15 protein-coding genes are annotated in these 17,838 nt (G+C 39.3%); 13 read left to right on the forward strand and 2 right to left on the reverse strand.

Annotation, left to right across the window (positions count from 1 at the left end):
- Positions 1-241: 241 nt before the first annotated feature.
- A complete protein-coding gene (locus HLV59_RS03790) occupies positions 242-367 on the reverse strand; it encodes a hypothetical protein (RefSeq protein WP_079381127.1) in 126 nt (41 codons plus the stop codon).
- A gap of 475 nt (positions 368-842) precedes the next feature.
- Between HLV59_RS03790 and sdhC the strand changes: the two genes are divergently transcribed.
- The 10 genes from sdhC (at position 843) to sucD (ending at position 12,499) form a co-directional block, all read left to right on the forward strand.
- On the forward strand, positions 843-1,244 hold the full coding sequence (gene sdhC / locus HLV59_RS03795; RefSeq protein WP_075384165.1) for a succinate dehydrogenase, cytochrome b556 subunit: 402 nt from the start codon (positions 843-845) through the stop codon (positions 1,242-1,244).
- The gene (gene sdhD / locus HLV59_RS03800) at positions 1,244-1,609 is read left to right on the forward strand and encodes a succinate dehydrogenase, hydrophobic membrane anchor protein (protein WP_000833672.1); all 366 of its coding nucleotides are present in this window, start codon (positions 1,244-1,246) and stop codon (positions 1,607-1,609) included. Before sdhC ends, sdhD begins: the two co-directional genes overlap by 1 nt.
- 12 nt (positions 1,610-1,621) lie before the next feature.
- Positions 1,622-3,457 carry a succinate dehydrogenase flavoprotein subunit gene (gene sdhA, locus HLV59_RS03805; RefSeq protein ID WP_002116225.1) on the forward strand — a complete coding sequence of 612 codons (1,836 nt, stop codon included), beginning with the start codon at positions 1,622-1,624 and terminating at the stop codon, positions 3,455-3,457.
- Positions 3,458-3,471: 14 nt separating this feature from the next.
- The gene (locus tag HLV59_RS03810; protein ID WP_002116292.1) at positions 3,472-4,182 is read left to right on the forward strand and encodes a succinate dehydrogenase iron-sulfur subunit; all 711 of its coding nucleotides are present in this window, start codon (positions 3,472-3,474) and stop codon (positions 4,180-4,182) included.
- 283 nt (positions 4,183-4,465) lie between these two features.
- Positions 4,466-4,594, forward strand: a complete 129-nt coding sequence (locus tag HLV59_RS03815; RefSeq protein WP_002116082.1) for a hypothetical protein — start codon at positions 4,466-4,468, stop codon at positions 4,592-4,594.
- A 157-nt stretch (positions 4,595-4,751) separates the two neighbouring features.
- On the forward strand, positions 4,752-7,592 hold the full coding sequence (locus HLV59_RS03825; RefSeq protein ID WP_016143316.1) for a 2-oxoglutarate dehydrogenase E1 component: 2,841 nt from the start codon (positions 4,752-4,754) through the stop codon (positions 7,590-7,592).
- A complete protein-coding gene (odhB, locus tag HLV59_RS03830; protein ID WP_016143315.1) occupies positions 7,592-8,785 on the forward strand; it encodes a 2-oxoglutarate dehydrogenase complex dihydrolipoyllysine-residue succinyltransferase in 1,194 nt (397 codons plus the stop codon). The genes HLV59_RS03825 and odhB overlap by 1 nt, the downstream gene beginning before the upstream one ends.
- A 61-nt stretch (positions 8,786-8,846) precedes the next feature.
- Positions 8,847-10,280: a dihydrolipoyl dehydrogenase gene (gene lpdA / locus HLV59_RS03835; RefSeq protein ID WP_016143314.1), complete on the forward strand. Its 1,434-nt coding sequence runs from the start codon at positions 8,847-8,849 to the stop codon at positions 10,278-10,280.
- 147 nt (positions 10,281-10,427) lie between these two features.
- A complete protein-coding gene (sucC, locus tag HLV59_RS03840; protein WP_171429369.1) occupies positions 10,428-11,594 on the forward strand; it encodes an ADP-forming succinate--CoA ligase subunit beta in 1,167 nt (388 codons plus the stop codon).
- A gap of 14 nt (positions 11,595-11,608) precedes the next feature.
- Positions 11,609-12,499: a succinate--CoA ligase subunit alpha gene (gene sucD, locus HLV59_RS03845; protein ID WP_000114637.1), complete on the forward strand. Its 891-nt coding sequence runs from the start codon at positions 11,609-11,611 to the stop codon at positions 12,497-12,499.
- Positions 12,500-12,912: 413 nt separating this feature from the next.
- On the opposite strand, the gene trpS is transcribed toward sucD, so the two are convergent.
- Positions 12,913-13,926 carry a tryptophan--tRNA ligase gene (trpS, locus tag HLV59_RS03850; protein ID WP_002116097.1) on the reverse strand — a complete coding sequence of 338 codons (1,014 nt, stop codon included), beginning with the start codon at positions 13,924-13,926 and terminating at the stop codon, positions 12,913-12,915.
- A 207-nt stretch (positions 13,927-14,133) separates the two neighbouring features.
- Between trpS and HLV59_RS03855 the strand changes: the two genes are divergently transcribed.
- The 3 genes from HLV59_RS03855 to HLV59_RS03865 all read left to right on the forward strand — a co-directional run bounded on the left by HLV59_RS03855 (position 14,134) and on the right by HLV59_RS03865 (position 17,729).
- Positions 14,134-15,063: a DUF808 domain-containing protein gene (locus HLV59_RS03855; RefSeq protein WP_031949147.1), complete on the forward strand. Its 930-nt coding sequence runs from the start codon at positions 14,134-14,136 to the stop codon at positions 15,061-15,063.
- Between the two features lie 27 nt (positions 15,064-15,090).
- Positions 15,091-15,990: a KPN_02809 family neutral zinc metallopeptidase gene (gene ypfJ / locus HLV59_RS03860; RefSeq protein WP_171429370.1), complete on the forward strand. Its 900-nt coding sequence runs from the start codon at positions 15,091-15,093 to the stop codon at positions 15,988-15,990.
- 236 nt (positions 15,991-16,226) lie between these two features.
- Complete coding sequence (locus HLV59_RS03865; protein WP_016143311.1) at positions 16,227-17,729, forward strand: cation:proton antiporter; 1,503 nt, start codon at positions 16,227-16,229, stop codon at positions 17,727-17,729.
- Positions 17,730-17,838 lie beyond the last annotated feature (109 nt).

Genomic DNA, 17,838 nt, shown 5'->3' on the forward strand with positions numbered 1-17,838 from the left:
ACTGAAATTTTGTCAATTATACTTATGGATAAAAAATGACGTTCCCACAGAGAGTTAGTCATCAAGACCCGAGCAAAAAAGTCAGTAAAATCACTGCATCGGGATGGTATAATAAGTCAATTCAACAAGAACGTGCAGAAAAAAAATGAAGGATGAGTACAATTGTAAGCAAATTTATAAATTGCAATTCAGAATAATAAGACGGTAGAAAATGCCACTCCGCTTAAAAAAATCATAAAACTCATGATGTAATTTCAAATTTATACTCAAAAAAAATTGTATTTTTATTTAGTTGTAACAAAGAATATTGTTCTTTTTTTAAGTTTAATTGTATAAAAAATAGCTTATCAGACGAGTTTAAAATCATAAGAACTGTTTTTTAATGAAATTCACTTTCGAAAAATTAGTGTAGATCGCTTAATATCTAACTGAAATATAAGTCTGTTCACTTATTTGAAAATGTGACTCACATTGAAAATAGGAGGGTATTGCGATCATTTTTCTATTGATATGAGGAATTTATAACTTTATCTTTAGTCTAAAATCGGCTTATTTAAAAGAAATTTCAGAAAAAATGAAATTAAATAAAAAGTTATTTTAAACAAGGACATGATGTATATAGGTATAGTTTTTTTATTGACCTAATAATGTAATATTGTTTTGAATGATTCTTATTTAATGGTTTTTTGCTGAAATGGCAAAGTGGATTGTTTGTATTTTGATACTTCGCGTTTTATAATTCAGTGTCGTTTATAGGTTAGGCATGAGCTGTGCTTGCCTAACAATGCCAGCTTTCCTTGGAATTAATTCAACAAACTCCGGTCGGAGTTTCTACCTACAGGATGCCCGCTGTGAAAAGCAACAGACCTGTCAATTTGTCCATGGGTCAGGTGTTAGCGGTAAATTTACGCTCACCCGTGGCTATTGCATCAATTTTACACCGTTTATCAGGTGTCATCGTTTTCTTATTAGTACCAGTTCTCTTATGGATTCTAGATAAATCATTATCTTCACCAGAAGGATTTGACTACGTTAAAAATGTCGTTTTTGGAAATATCCTTGTACGTTTTGTTGTTTGGGTATTTGCAGCCGGCTTGATATTCCACTTTATTGCTGGAGTTAAGCACTTACTTGCAGATTTAGGTTTTGCTGAAGAACTGCAAAGTGGTCGTATTGCAGCGACAATTTCATTGATCTTATCTGTGGTAGCCATTATCGCAGCCTTTGTATGGATTATGTTCTAATGAAAAGTGCTACAGGTTTAACTGGTTCAGGTTCTCGTGATTGGTTTATCCAGCGTGTAAGTGCGGTTGTATTAGCAGCTTATACTGTTGTTCTTTTTGGTTGGATTCTCTGCAAAGGTGGATTTGACTATCAACAGTGGGCTGGCTTCATGATGACATTACCAATGAAGATTTTTTCTTTATTGGCAATTTTATCGCTTATCGCACACGCATGGATTGGTATGTGGCAAGTTTTCACTGACTATGTCACTACTCGTCAAATGGGTCCTTCAGCGAAAGGTTTACGCCTTGTACTGACGACGGCTGTCATTATTGCAGTGTTTGTGTACGCAATCTGGGGTATCCAGATTTTCTGGGCGAATTGATAGGAAGATATCATGGGCGCGATAACCCCTAAAGAAGATTATTCAAATATTCAAAACCTCACTTTCGATGCAGTTATCGTTGGTGGTGGTGGTTCTGGTATGCGTGCATCTTACCAACTTGCTCAAGCAGGTTTGAAAGTTGCAGTACTTACTAAAGTTTTCCCGACACGTTCACATACAGTTGCTGCTCAGGGCGGTATCGGTGCGTCGTTAGGTAACATGCAAGAAGATAACTGGCATTTCCACTTTTACGATACGGTAAAAGGTTCTGACTGGTTAGGTGACCAAGACGCAATTGAATTTATGTGTCGTGAAGCACCAAAAGTTGTATATGAACTTGAACACATGGGTATGCCTTTTGACCGTAACGCTGATGGTACAATTTACCAGCGTCCGTTCGGTGGTCACTCTGCGAACTATGGTGATAAACCAGTTCCACGTGCTTGTGCTGCTGCTGACCGTACTGGTCACGCATTATTACACACGCTTTATCAAAGCAACGTGAAAATGGGCACTCAGTTCTTCGTTGAATGGATCGCTCTTGATTTGATCCGTAACGAAGCAGGTGATGTTCTTGGTGTAACAGCGATTGACCAAGAAACTGGTAATATCGCAGTATTCCAAGCAAAAGCGACATTGTTTGCGACCGGTGGTGCTGGTCGTGTTTACCGTGCATCAACGAATGCTTATATCAACACTGGTGACGGTCTTGGTATGGCTGCTCGTGCTGGTATTCCATTACAAGATATGGAATTCTGGCAATTCCACCCAACAGGTGTTGCGGGCGCAGGCGTATTGTTGACTGAAGGTTGTCGTGGTGAAGGTGCGATCCTTCGTAACAAAGACGGCGAACCGTTCATGGAACGTTATGCACCAACTTTAAAAGACTTGGCTCCACGTGACTTCGTATCACGTTCTATGGACCAAGAAATTAAAGAAGGTCGTGGTTGTGGTCCAAAAGGTGATTATATCTTACTTGATATGACCCACTTAGGTGCTGACACAATCATGAAGCGTTTACCATCTGTATTTGAGATTGGTAAAAAATTCGCGAATGTTGACATTACTAAAGAACCAATTCCTGTAGTACCAACAATCCATTATCAAATGGGTGGTATTCCTACAAATATGCATGGTCAAGTGTGCTTACCTGAAGCAGGTACAGACAACTACACTAAACCTGTAAAAGGTTTCTATGCAATTGGTGAATGTTCTTGTGTATCAGTACATGGTGCAAACCGTTTAGGTACTAACTCACTTCTTGACTTGGTTGTATTTGGTAAAGCTGCTGGTGAGCACATTATCGACTACGTAACTAAGCATCATGGTGATGAATATGCACCGCTTCCAACAAACGTATTAGAGCAAACATTAGATCGCGTACGTAAGTTGGATGAATCAACTTCTGGTGAAAATGCACAAGAAGTTGCTGATGCGATTCGTGATATCGTTCAAGACCACGCTGGTGTATTCCGTACTCAAGCTTTGCTTGATAAAGGTGTTAAAGAGATTCTTGCTCTTGAGCCACGTGTGCGCAACATTCACTTGAAAGATAAATCTAAAGTATTTAACACTGCACGTGTTGAAGCGCTTGAAGTTGAAAACTTATATGAAGTTGCAAAAGCTACATTAATTTCAGCTGCTGCGCGTAAAGAATGTCGTGGTGCGCATACTGTAGTTGATTATGAATTGCCAGCTGATCACCCAACTTATTCATACGGTCGCCGTGATGATGAGTGGATGAAGCATACTTTATGGTATTCATCAGACAACCGTTTGGAATATAAGCCAGTGCGCTTCAAGCCGTTGACTGTTGATGCAATTCCACCAGCACCACGTACATTCTAATCGGGAGTATAAAGATGAGTAGAGGTACTCGTACATTCGAAATCTACCGCTATGATCCTGATAAGGATAAAGCGCCGTACATGCAAACTTTCAAGCTTGAATTGACTGATAAGCACCGTATGTTGCTTGATGCATTACTTGCTTTGAAGGTTCAAGATGAATCATTAACGTTCCGTCGTTCATGCCGTGAAGGTATTTGTGGTTCGGATGGTGTAAACATTAATGGTAAAAATGGTTTGGCTTGTTTATGGAATTTAAACGACCTGCCTGAGAAAATTGTAATTCGTCCATTACCAGGTTTGCCGGTTGTTAAAGATTTGGTTGTTGATATGAACCAATTCTATGATCAATATGACAAAATTCAGCCATTCTTGATCAATAACCAACCAGCTCCACCTAAAGAGCGTTTACAGTCTCCTGAAGAGCGTGAACACTTAAATGGTTTGTATGAATGTATTCTTTGTGCATGTTGTTCAACTTCATGCCCATCATTCTGGTGGAACCCTGATAAATTCTTGGGTCCTTCAGCATTGTTGAATGCATACCGTTTTATCATCGACTCTCGTGATACTGCTACTGCAGACCGTTTGGCTCGTCTTGACGATCCATTCAGTTTGTTCCGTTGTAAAGGTATTATGAACTGTGTGTCAGTATGTCCTAAAGGACTAAACCCTACTAAAGCAATCGGTCACATCCGTAATATGCTATTAGATCAAGCGGGTTAATTCTGCACAAATAGAAAACGCGCATCCTTGATGTGCGTTTTTTTTTAACTTTATAATGTAAACTTTAGACTTTGGTCGAAAAGAGCGAGGATTTTATATATTGCACCGTATATTAAAAGATAAAATCGCTTATGTATTTCGCCAATTTATAGGTGGTATGTGTCAAAAAAATCAATCGTTGTTTAAGAACATGATACGATTTGCCACAAAGTTATAGGTGAAAAAAGCGTATACTAGTGAAATTAATTTAAGTAGCACGATCTTAGATCTGTGCTTAATTTTTATGGTTAAAGTCATTTTAGAAAAGTTAATTTTAAAGTTAATTTTTCTAAAAAGATTTGCAAAAAATTGCTCGGTTTTAATCGAGTATAAGGTGAGTGATGATGCCATTGAGGGCGTTGTGATTCATTAATTACCTATGGAGTTTTCTCTCTAGGTAGTATGACGCCCCATGGTCTTAGTGACCTGTTGGGTAAGTAATGCCTTTTTTACCAATTTGGCATTATGCATCATGGGTATGCTTAAAAGGCAGCCTGTAATATTTTTTGCAATAGGAAATGGGTCCACAAATGCAAGAAGTTGCTGACGCATTGCGTCTTGACACTGAACTTTCCGCTGATAGTGCAGCGTATATTGAAGAACTTTACGAGCAGTACCTGACTTCCCCAACCTCTGTAGCTGAGGACTGGCGCCAATATTTCGATAAATATCCAAAGGGTGACCAACCACACAGCGCTGTGCGTGAGCAATTCCTATTACTAGGACGTAATGCTAATCGTGTTCAACCTGTTGTACAAAGTACTGTAAGTACTGAGCATGAGCGTCGTCAAATTGGCGTTTTACAACTTATTGCTGCTTATCGTAATCGCGGACATCAAAAAGCTAAATTAGATCCATTAGGTCTTGCTAAGCGTGAAGAGATTCCAGATTTAGATCTTTCAGCTCACGGTTTAACCAAATCAGATTTAGACACAGTATTCAATACAGGCAATCTTGAGATCGGCAAGAGTGAAGCAACACTTGCTGAAATGATTGAAGCAATGGAAGCAATCTATTGTGGTTCAATCGGTGTTGAATACATGCATATCGTGGACACAAAAGAAAAGCGTTGGATTCAACAACGTCTTGAGAGTGTTCGTGGTAAATTCAATTACACAAATGATCAAAAGAAAGGCTTCTTAGAGCGTTTAACAGCTGCAGAAGGTCTTGAAAAATACTTAGGTAATAAATACGTTGGCGCTAAACGCTTTGGTGTTGAAGGCGGCGAATCTTTTATTCCTATGGTAAACGAGATTATTCAGCGTGCTGGTGCTGTAGGTTGTAAAGAAGTTGTTATCGGTATGCCACACCGTGGCCGTTTAAACCTTCTTGTGAATATTATGGGTAAAAACCCTGCGGACTTATTTGGTGAGTTCGAAGGTAAATCAATTCATAAAAAAGGTTCTGGCGACGTTAAATACCACCAAGGTTTCTCAAGTAATGTAATGACTCCGGGTGGCGAAGTTCACTTGGCATTGGCATTTAACCCATCTCACTTGGAAATTGTTGGTCCTGTAGTTGAAGGTTCTGTACGTGCACGTCAAGTACGTCGTAGAGACATTGGCGGTGATGACGTACTACCAGTTATTGTTCATGGTGATGCGGCATTTGCAGGTCAGGGCGTGAACATGGAAACCTTCCAAATGTCACAAACTCGTGGCTATACGGTTGGTGGTACAGTTCATATTATTGTGAACAACCAAGTAGGTTTCACAACTTCTGATCCACGTGATGCACGTTCTACTGAATATTGTACTGACGTTGCTAAAATGATTCAGGCACCAATTTTCCACGTAAATGGTGATGATCCTGAAGCTGTTATCTTTGCTACTCAATTAGCACATGATTTCCGTCACGAATTCCGTAAAGATGTCGTAATTGACTTGTTCTGTTATCGTCGTCGCGGCCATAACGAAGCAGATGAGCCATCTGGTACACAACCATTGATGTATCAAGTAATTGCTAAGAAAGCAACTACTCGTACACTTTATGCTGATCAACTTGTTCAAGAGAAAATACTTGATCGTGCTGAAGCTGACCAAATGGTTGAAGATTACCGTTCTGATTTAGAAGCTGGTAATCATGTGGCGAATGCTTTAGTGCTTGAGCCAAATACCAAAATGTTTGTTGATTGGACTCCATATTTGGGCCATGACTACACAGACGATTGGGATACTTCATTTGACTTGAATCGCCTTAAAGAATTAGGCGAGGGCATGAGCAAACTTCCTGAAGGGTTTGTAATGCAGCGTCAGGTTCAAAAAGTAATTGAAGACCGCGTAAAAATGCAAACTGGTGAAACTCCATTAAACTGGGGTGCAGCAGAAACTTTAGCTTATGCAACTTTATTAGATGAAGATTATCTAGTTCGTATTACTGGTGAAGACGTGGGTCGTGGTACCTTCTCACACCGTCATGCGAAATTGCATAACCAAGCTGATGGTTCAACTTACATTCCTCTTTGTCATGTTAAAGAGAACCAACCACGTTTTGCGATTTACGACTCTCTTTTATCTGAAGAAGCTGTTCTTGCATTTGAATATGGTTACGCAACTACAATTCCTAAGAGCTTAATTATTTGGGAAGCACAATTTGGTGACTTCGTAAACTGTGCTCAGGTTGTAATTGACCAGTTCATTGCTTCTGGTGAAACTAAGTGGGAACGTGTTTGTGGTTTAACAATGTTGTTACCACACGGTTTCGAAGGTCAAGGCCCAGAACACTCATCAGCTCGTTTAGAACGTTTCTTACAGTTATGTGCTGAAGATAATATGCAAGTGATCACTCCAACGACACCTGCACAGATTTTCCACGCATTACGTCGTCAAGCTGTACGCCCAATTCGTAAGCCATTGATTGTAATGTCACCGAAATCTTTACTTCGTCATAAACTTGCGACTTCTACTTTAGAAGAGCTTGCAAATGGTTCATTCCAAACTGTAATTGACGAAATCGATCAAATTAACAAGTCAGATGTAACTCGTCTTGTACTTTGTGGTGGTAAAGTTTATTACGACTTACTTGAAAAACGTCGTGAGCAAAACTTAACTAATGTCGCAATTGTACGTATTGAACAGTTGTATCCATATCCAGAGCAGCGTCTTGCTGAAATCTTGGCTGCATATCCAAACGTAAAAGAACTTGTTTGGGCACAAGAAGAGCCGAAGAATCAAGGCGCATGGTTATTTATCGCACCGCGTTTATATGATGATATCTTAAAATCTGGCAAACAAATCCGTATCAGTTTTGCAGGTCGTGAAGCTTCTGCTGCACCAGCTTGTGGCTCACCGTACTTGCATGCAAAACAACAAGCTCAGCTAATTAATGATGCATTGGCAATCGAAGCTGAACAATCAGGAGATTCTCAATAATGGCAACCGAAATTAAAGCACCGGTATTCCCAGAGTCTGTTGCAGATGGAACCATCGCAACTTGGCACAAAAAGGTGGGTGAACCTGTATCACGTGACGAAGTGATCTGTGATATTGAAACCGACAAAGTTGTTTTAGAAGTGGTTGCTCCTGCTGATGGTAGCTTAGTTGCGATCATTAAAGATGAAGGCGATACAGTTCTTTCTGACGAAGTAATTGCTCAGTTTGAAGCTGGTGCTGGCGCAGCTGCTGCTCCTGCAGCAGTAGAACAAGCAGTTGCTCAAACTCAAGCTGGTGCAGCGCCTGTTGTTGAACGTACAGAAACTGTATCTGACCAAGCTCCTGCGGTTCGTAAAGCTTTAACTGAATCTGGTATTGCTGCTGCTGACGTACAAGGTACTGGTCGTGGTGGTCGTATCACTAAAGAAGATGTTGCAAACCATCAAGCTAAACCAGCTGCTAACGTTACTCCGTTAAGTGTAGCTGTTGGTGAACGTATCGAAAAACGTGTTCCAATGACTCGTTTACGTAAGCGTGTTGCTGAGCGTCTTCTTGCTGCTACTCAAGAAACAGCAATGTTAACTACATTCAACGAAGTTAACATGAAGCCAATCATGGAATTGCGTAAGCAATATAAAGATGCGTTTGAAAAACGCCATGGTGCTCGTTTAGGCTTCATGTCATTCTTTGTTAAAGCTGCGACTGAAGCACTTAAACGCTACCCAGCTGTAAACGCTTCAATTGATGGCGATGATATTGTTTATCACGGTTACTATGACATCGGTGTTGCAGTATCTTCTGATCGTGGTCTTGTTGTTCCAGTATTACGTGATACTGACCGTATGAGCTATGCAGAAGTTGAAGCAGGTATTGCTGCTTATGCTGGTAAAGCACGTGATGGTAAATTGTCTATCGAAGAAATGACTGGTGGTACTTTCACAATCACTAACGGTGGTACTTTCGGTTCATTACTTTCAACTCCAATTTTGAATCAGCCACAAACTGGTATCTTGGGTATGCACAAAATCCAAGAGCGTCCTATGGCTGTAAATGGTCAAGTTGAAATCTTGCCAATGATGTATTTAGCACTTTCTTATGACCACCGTATGATCGATGGTAAAGAAGCTGTAGGTTTCTTGGTAGCAATCAAAGAATTGTTAGAAGAGCCAGCTAAACTCATCCTTGATCTTTAATTTCTTCGAATAATATTACCGAGGTAGAGTGATCCTCTATCTCGGACCATGGAGATAAACAATGTCTCAACAGTTTGATCTTGTTGTTATTGGCGGTGGTCCTGGTGGTTATGAAGCTGCGATTCGCGCTGCTCAACTAGGTTTTAAAGTCGCTTGTATCGAAAAACGTATTCACAACGGTAAGCCATCTTTAGGTGGTACATGCTTAAACGTAGGTTGTATTCCTTCTAAAGCATTACTTGACTCTTCTCACCGTTATGAAGATACAGTACATCACTTAGCTGACCACGGTATCACTACAGGTGAAGTGAATTTTGATCTTGCTAAGCTTCTTGCTCGTAAAGACAAAATTGTTGACCAATTAACTGGTGGTATCGATCAATTGCTTAAAGGCAATGGTATTGAATGGTTAAAAGGTACAGGTAAATTACTTGCTGGTAAAAAAGTTGAGTTCGTTTCTCATGAAGGTGAAACTCAAGTTTTAGAACCTAAATACGTTATTCTTGCGTCTGGTTCTGTGCCTGTAAATATTCCAGTAGCTCCTGTAGATCAAGATATTATTGTTGATTCAACTGGTGCATTGAACTTCCCAGAAGTACCTAAGCGTTTAGGTGTAATTGGTGCTGGTGTAATCGGTTTAGAGCTTGGTTCTGTTTGGCGTCGTCTTGGTGCTGAAGTTGTTGTTTTCGAAGCAATGGATGCATTCTTACCAATGGCTGATAAAGCTTTGGCGAAAGACTACCAAAAACTTTTAACTAAGCAAGGCCTTGATATTCGTATTGGTGCTAAAGTTTCTGGTACTGAAGTTAATGGTCGTGAAGTGACTGTTAAATACACTCAAGGTGGCGAAGAAAAAACTCAGACTTTTGACAAATTAATCGTTTGTGTAGGCCGTAAAGCTTACGCAGAAGGTTTATTGGCAGATGATTCAGGCATTAAATTGACTGAACGTGGTCTAGTAGAAGTAAACGATCACTGTGCAACTTCTGTAGAAGGTGTATACGCGATTGGTGACTTAGTTCGCGGTCCAATGCTTGCTCATAAAGCAATGGAAGAAGGTGTAATGGCTGTTGAGCGTATTCACGGTCATGCAGCTCAAGTGAACTATGACACAATCATTTCTGTTATTTATACACATCCGGAAGCGGCTTGGGTTGGTTTAACTGAAGAACAAGCTAAAGAAAAAGGTCATGAAGTTAAAACTGGTCAATTCGGTTTTGCTGTAAATGGTCGTGCTTTAGCGGCGGGTGAAGGTGCTGGTTTTGTTAAGTTTGTTGCTGATGCAAAAACTGACCGTTTATTAGGTATGCATGTTATTGGACCTGCTGCATCTGATATCGTACACCAAGGTATGATCGCTCTTGAATTTGTATCTTCTGTTGAAGATCTTCAGTTAATGACATTTGGTCATCCAACATTCTCTGAAGTTGTTCATGAAGCTGCACTTGCTGTAGATGGTCGTGCAATTCACGCGATTCAACGTAAGCGTAAATAAAATAAAGAGCGGTTCTCCGCTCTTTTTCACATTCGATGGTGTGATTAAAAAAGCATCAAGGTGAAAGACGTAGACAGCAATTTGCATATACAACATGAGAATGTTGCGCAAATTGAAGACAACAAACAAAGTTAAGTAGGTAACTAAATGAACTTACATGAGTATCAAGCTAAAGCGTTATTGAAAGAATATGGTATGCCAGTACAAGAAGGTATCTTGGCTACCAATGCAGACGAAGCAGTTGCTGCATTTGAACAGCTTGGTGGTAAATTCGCGGTAATGAAAGCGCAAGTTCATGCTGGTGGTCGTGGTAAGGCTGGTGGCGTTAAAGTTGCAAAATCTAAAGAAGACGTTATCGAATTTGCAAACAATATCATTGGTACTCGTCTTGTAACGTATCAAACAGATGCAAATGGTCAACCAGTAAACAGCATTATTGTTGCTGAAGACGTATATCCAGTTGAGCGTGAGCTTTACTTGGGCGCGGTTGTAGATCGTTCTAGCCGTCGTATTACTTTCATGGCTTCTACAGAAGGTGGTGTAGAAATCGAGAAAGTTGCTGAAGAAACTCCAGAAAAAATTATCAAAGTTGAAGTTGATCCATTAGTTGGCTTACAACCATTCCAAGCGCGTGAAGTTGCGTTTGCATTAGATTTGAAAGACAAGCAAATCGGTCAATTTGTAAAAATCATGACAGCTGCTTACCAAGCATTTGTTGAAAATGACTTTGCATTATTTGAAATTAACCCACTTTCAGTTCGTGAAAATGGCGAAATTTTATGTGTTGATGCGAAAGTTGGTATCGACTCTAACGCGCTTTACCGTTTACCTAAAGTTGCTGCTTTACGTGACAAATCTCAAGAGAATGAGCGTGAATTAAAAGCATCTGAATTTGATCTTAACTATGTTGCTTTAGAAGGTAACATCGGTTGTATGGTTAACGGTGCTGGTCTTGCAATGGCAACTATGGACATCATTAAACTTTATGGTGGTCAGCCTGCAAACTTCCTTGACGTTGGTGGCGGTGCAACTAAAGAGCGCGTAATCGAAGCGTTCAAAATCATCCTTGCTGATACATCTGTACAAGGTGTTTTAATCAACATCTTCGGTGGTATCGTACGTTGTGACATGATTGCTGAAGCGATTATTGCAGCGGTTCAAGAAGTAAACGTAACTGTTCCAGTTGTTGTTCGTTTAGAAGGTAACAACGCTGAGTTAGGTGCTAAATTACTTGATGAATCTGGTTTGAAATTAATTTCTGCAAACGGCTTGTCTGATGCCGCAGAAAAAGTTGTAGCTGCAGTTAAAGCGTAAGGGGAGTATCAATCATGAGCGTATTAATTAATAAAGACACTAAAGTATTGGTACAAGGTTTTACTGGTAAAAACGGTACTTTCCACTCTGCACAAGCTTTAGACTACGGTACAAAAGTTGTTGGTGGTGTTACTCCAGGTAAAGGTGGTACTACTCACCTTGACTTACCGGTATTCAACACAATGAAAGAAGCTGTACGTGAAACAAATGCAGATGCATCTGTAATCTATGTACCAGCTCCTTTCGTTTTAGACTCAATCGTTGAAGCGGTTGATTCAGGTGTTGGCTTAATCGTTGTGATCACTGAAGGTGTTCCAACAATCGACATGCTTAAAGCAAAACGCTATTTAGAAACTAACGGTAACGGTACTCGTTTAGTTGGTCCTAACTGTCCAGGCGTGATCACTCCGGGTGAATGTAAGATTGGTATTATGCCTGGTCATATCCACCAACCAGGTCGTATTGGTATCATCTCACGTTCAGGTACATTGACTTATGAAGCTGTTGCTCAAACAACTAAGCTTGGTTTAGGTCAGTCTACTTGTATCGGTATCGGTGGTGACCCAATCCCAGGTATGAACCAAATCGAAGCTCTTCAATTGTTCCAAGACGATCCAGATACTGATGCAATCATCATGATCGGTGAGATCGGTGGTACAGCTGAAGAAGAAGCTGCTGAATTCATCAAATCTAACGTGACTAAGCCTGTAGTAGGTTACATCGCTGGTGTAACTGCTCCTAAAGGTAAGCGTATGGGTCACGCTGGTGCGATCATTTCTGGTGGTCAAGGTACTGCTGAAGAGAAATTCGCTGCATTTGAAAAAGCAGGTATGGCTTACACTCGTAGCCCAGCTGAGCTTGGTTCAACTATGTTGCAAGTTTTAAAAGAGAAAGGCTTAGCTTAATCGCTTTATCCTGAATCTTAAAAAGCACCGCATCTGAAAATGATGCGGTGCTTTTTTATTTATTAAAGACAAATAAGTAGAATTTTATTAGTAACATTGATTCAAAATAAAATTTTTAGGCAAAAAAATACGCAATGATTGGGGTGATCATTGCGTAGAACAACGAATCTGTAAAAAACAGTTTCGGTTTAAGGAGAAATGTCGTGAGGCTCATATGATGTAACCTACATAGTGAATAATAGAGAGTGTTAAGAAATTCTTCATCGCTATTAGCGTTAATAAGTGTTACTTCACGTTAATAGGGTAAAAGCGTGTGAATGGTCGTCAATACGTTAGTAATTCTAAAAAATGAATTGTATTAACCAAATAAGCATAAAAAAAGCCCTGAAGGGCTTTTAGTTTTTTAAAGAGGATTAAAATTTAAATAAACCTAAACCATCTTTAACTTCGTCTAAAGTCTGTTGAGTAATAAGACGGCACTTATCTGTACCTTGGCGTAAAACATCCATAATGTAATCAGGATCTTTAGCAAGTTCTTCGCGACGTTCACGAATAGGTGTAATTAATTCTTTTAACACACCTTCAAGACGTTTTTTAACTGTACCATCACCAAGACCACCGCGACGATAGTGTGCTTTTAATTCTTCAACTTCTTCTTTATTTGGATCAAATGCATCTAAGTAGGTAAATACAATATTGCCTTCAACTTGACCTGGATCTTCAATACGAAGGTGATTAGGGTCGGTGTACATCGCATTAACAGCTTTTTTAATGTCTTTATCAGAAGCATTTAAAACGATGGTGTTGCCTAATGATTTAGACATTTTCGCTTTACCATCAAAACCAGGTAGACGTGCCATATTAGAAAGCAAAGCTTTACATTCAGGCAAAAGATCTTGACCGATTTGGCGATTAACTCGGCGTACGATTTCATTCGTTTGTTCAATCATTGGAATCTGATCTTCACCCACTGGAACCACAGTCGCTTTAAAAGCGGTAATGTCAGCCGCTTGTGCAACAGGGTAGCAAAGGAAACCTGCGGGAATGTCACGTTCGAAACCGCGCATTTGAATTTCAGATTTAATGGTTGGGTTACGTTCTAAACGTGCAACAGTCACAAAGTTAAGATAGAGCATGGTGAGTTCATTCAATGCTGGTAAGCAAGATTGAACACAAATTGTGGTTTTGGTTGGATCAATGCCTACAGCTAAATAATCTAGGGCAACTTCCAAAATATTGCGACGGACTTTATCCGGGTTATCTGCATTATCTGTTAATGCTTGTGCATCTGCTAACAAGAGATGTTGATGATGGCTATCCTGTAAACCTACACGTGAACGCAAAGAACCGACAAAATGTCCAAGATGAAGTTGTCCGGTTGGGCGGTCGCCTGTCAAAATAATTGGACGCTGATCAACATTACTCATTATTTATTCCACTATCGTATTGGCTTAATCAGGGGTAGTAAGCCCTGTAATATAAAAGATTGGCATTATTGTACGGGAAATAAAAAATTTTCGTCAGCGATTGGGTAAACTTTTCTTAAAATAATATTGTGAATTTATTCAGTAAAATTACAGAAATTCAAAAAAATCATCTTACAATAGCTTAATAAATACAAACTTGGATAAGAAATGGCGAGTGGCTTACTTTTACTACTAGACGATATTGCAACGATTTTAGATGACGTCGCTTTAATGAGCAAAATGGCAGCTAAGAAAACTGCCGGAGTTTTAGGTGATGATTTGGCCTTAAATGCTCAACAGGTGACGGGCGTCCGTTCAGACCGTGAGTTACCTATTGTTTGGAAGGTGGCGAAGGGATCATTTGTTAATAAACTTATTTTAGTGCCTTTAGCATTATTAATTAGCGTGATTGCCCCTTGGCTCATTAATCCTTTATTAATGCTAGGTGGTTTATTCTTATGTTATGAGGGCGTAGAAAAAGTTCTTCATACTTTTATGCATAAAAAAGCCTCTACCTCAGAGGAAGCAAAAGCAGAGCTTGAAAATGAAGAATTAGACTTAGCAACTTTTGAAAAGGAAAAAATAAAAGGAGCAGTAAGAACTGACTTTATTTTATCGGCTGAGATCGTGGTGATTACGCTCGGTACAGTTGCTACAGCTACTTTAATGACAAAGGTAAGCGTTCTAAGCGTTATTGCAATTGTGATGACGATCGGCGTTTATGGCCTAGTTGGTATGATTGTTAAAATTGATGATTTGGGATTATATTTAACAGAACAGTCGACCTCATTTAAGCAAACTATAGGTCGAGGTCTATTAGCTTTTGCTCCTATTTTGATGAAATTACTTTCAATCGTGGGCACTATTGCAATGTTTTTAGTGGGAGGCGGGATTATTAATCATACGATTCCGTTGCTTCATCACTTAACAGAAAACACAGTTGACCATGTAGAAACAATACCTGCAGTGGGTAATATCATTGGTGCTTTAACCCCGACACTGATTAACTTTGGAATAGGATTGGTTGCTGGTGCAATTGTTTTATTAATCGTAAGCTTAATACAAAAAATGTGGCCTAAAAAAGCATCGGGTTCATGATGCCATTCTAAAAAGAAGAGGGAAATTATGCGCTGGAAAGGTCGTCGAATTAGTAGCAATGTTGAGGACCGTCGAGGTGGTGGCGGTGTTAGAACTGGTGGTATCAGTATTATTGGTTTGGTTGTTGCATTTGTTGCTTGGAAGTTCTTTGGTGTTGATCCACAACAGGCTTATCAAGCAACGCAGCAAGTTACTGCCTCACAACAATCAAATGCAACTGCACCAGAAAGTTTAACGGCAGAGCAAAAAGAAGCCTCGGATTTTGTTGGAACGGTTTTGGCTGATACGGAGGATACGTGGACTCCTATATTTAAACAGTTAGGTAAAAGCTATACGCCACCAACATTAGTATTGTTTAGCGGAATGGTTCAGTCGGGATGTGGTACTGCTCAATCTGCTATGGGACCATTTTATTGTCCGGCAGACCAGAAGGTGTATATTGATACAGAATTCTTCAAAGACATGCGTCAGCAAATGGGAATCTCTGGTGAGCAGAACCAAACTGAGCTTTCTAGACAAGATCAAGCTGGGGATTTTGCACAAGCTTATGTTGTCGCACATGAGGTAGGGCATCATATTCAAACTTTGCTCGGTATTTCATCACAAGTCCAGCAAGCTCGTGCACAAGTACGCCAAACAGAGGGGAACCAATTGTCTGTTCGCCAAGAATTACAAGCTGACTGTTTAGCAGGTATTTGGGCGAGTCATAATCAACAGCGAACTCAATTTTTAGAACAAGGTGACATTGAAGAAGCGATGGATGCCGCTCAAAAAATTGGTGATGATTATTTACAGAAGCGCTCTACGGGTCAGGTTGTTCCTGATAGCTTTACTCACGGGAGCAGTGAACAGCGAATGCACTGGTTTCAGGTCGGGTTAAAAACCGGTGATATTAACCAATGCGATACTTTTAATAATCCAGTTTAAAATTTATAGGATGAGACTTGTTAAACATATTTAATAAGCTCATCTTTTTTCTTTAGATTATCACTGTAAATAATGTTAAGAAATTTAACAGATTGATAGATTGTTCAATCAATTGGTTAAACTTGTCTCCTAATTTCTGTTTTTTATGATTATGGCATTGTTCATGTCAGTTTTTTATTAAGTTTGGTCGATCTAGCAAAGTTTTATTTGGTCGTTGACCCAGAAGAAGGGTATTCATGGGTAATTTTTTTCTACTACAAGCATTCACTGTGGTTTTTGCACTATCAATTGCTACCACGATCTTTAATAAGCGTATTTTAGGCTTTCCTCAGGCGATTGGTGTTCCTCTTGTTTCGGCAATTTTTGTCTTTATTTTACAGTGGGGTGCTAGCTTACTAAACGGTAACCAGTTTATTACCATTAATATTCATAATATTGAAGAAGCAGTACGCCATATCGATTTTTATGATTTTTTAATTAATGGTGTTATTTGTTTTATTCTAACTTCTTCGGCACTCAAATTTAAAATTTCAGATCTAAAAAGTTATTGGAAACAAATTAGTATTTTAGCAACGATTGCTTTAGTACTTTGCGCCGTATTGTTTGGTGGTTTACTTTATGGATTCCAATTACTAGTTGGATATCACGTGCCAATTCTGGTGTTGTTACTTTTAGGTGCAGCTTTAGGAGCAACAGATCCAATTGGTATTAAAGGTGTACTTAGTTCGATTCGTGCACCCCATCATTTAATTGTTAAGCTAGAAGGTGAATCACTATTTAATGATGCAATGTGTATTGCATTGTTTATGACTTTACTTAATGTTTTACAGGGCGAACACTTCTCATTGGTGGCGACATTAGAAGCTCTACTCTATGAAATTGTTGTTGCTGTCGGGATTGGTTGGGCATTTGGGGTAGGGGTGTTACGTCTATTACGTGGTAAACATGAAATGGAGTCCCTGATTTTAACCACCGCGCTACTTGCCAGCGGAGCATATTTGGTTGCTTTATTTGCGCATGCATCAGCACCAATCGCTTGTGTAATTGGTGGCTTAATTGTTGGGAACAAATGGAAAGAAATACGAGAAGAGCGTGAGATTCAAGAAGTTAACCATTTCTGGCATACAGTAGAAGGAATCATCAACTCATTCCTGTTTACTTTAATTGGTTTAGAGCTATTTATTCTAGATTTAAACTTTAGCCTGATTTTAGGCGGTATTGTTGCGTTCTTTATTCTCCATATCTCTCGTTTTGCAGCCAACTTCATGGCTTTTGCCTTTTTCCCGAATATGCGGAAAATGAAAAGCTATAACGGTAGTTTAACTATTTTATCTTGGGGTGGGGTGCGAGGGGGGATTTCACTTGCATTGATTTTGGCGGTTGCCAATATTCCTGCATTAAGTCCTTATAGCAGTATCCTGATTGGTTATACTTTTATTAGTGTGTTGTTATCGGGCATCGTGTGTGGTCTGGGCTTGCCAGCTGTGATGAATGCTTTTTATTACAATCCTAATGAAGAAACTGAAGGCTTAAAAGGTTTTTATCAAAGATTGTGTCATAAGATGAATCGAAGAGGCTTTCAGTATATTGTTGGCGAAGATGCGTTGGGTAGAGAGACAATCACTGTTTTTAATCCAGATATTCTTGTAGACCAAAAAACTGAGGATGGCATTGCAACAATGCATGACCCGAATAAGTTACAAGAAGTAAAAAGATTTGAGAGTCCAGATAATTTCTAAATATAAACAGTTTTAAATTTTATAAATCATTTAAAAATTAGGTTTTAGTGTAATAGTAAAATATTACCTAAAGCCTTTTTTTTCTATATATATCATTAATAATATATTT

Origin of the sequence: Acinetobacter lactucae (assembly GCF_013122135.1) — a bacterium.
GTDB lineage: Bacteria > Pseudomonadota > Gammaproteobacteria > Pseudomonadales > Moraxellaceae > Acinetobacter > Acinetobacter lactucae.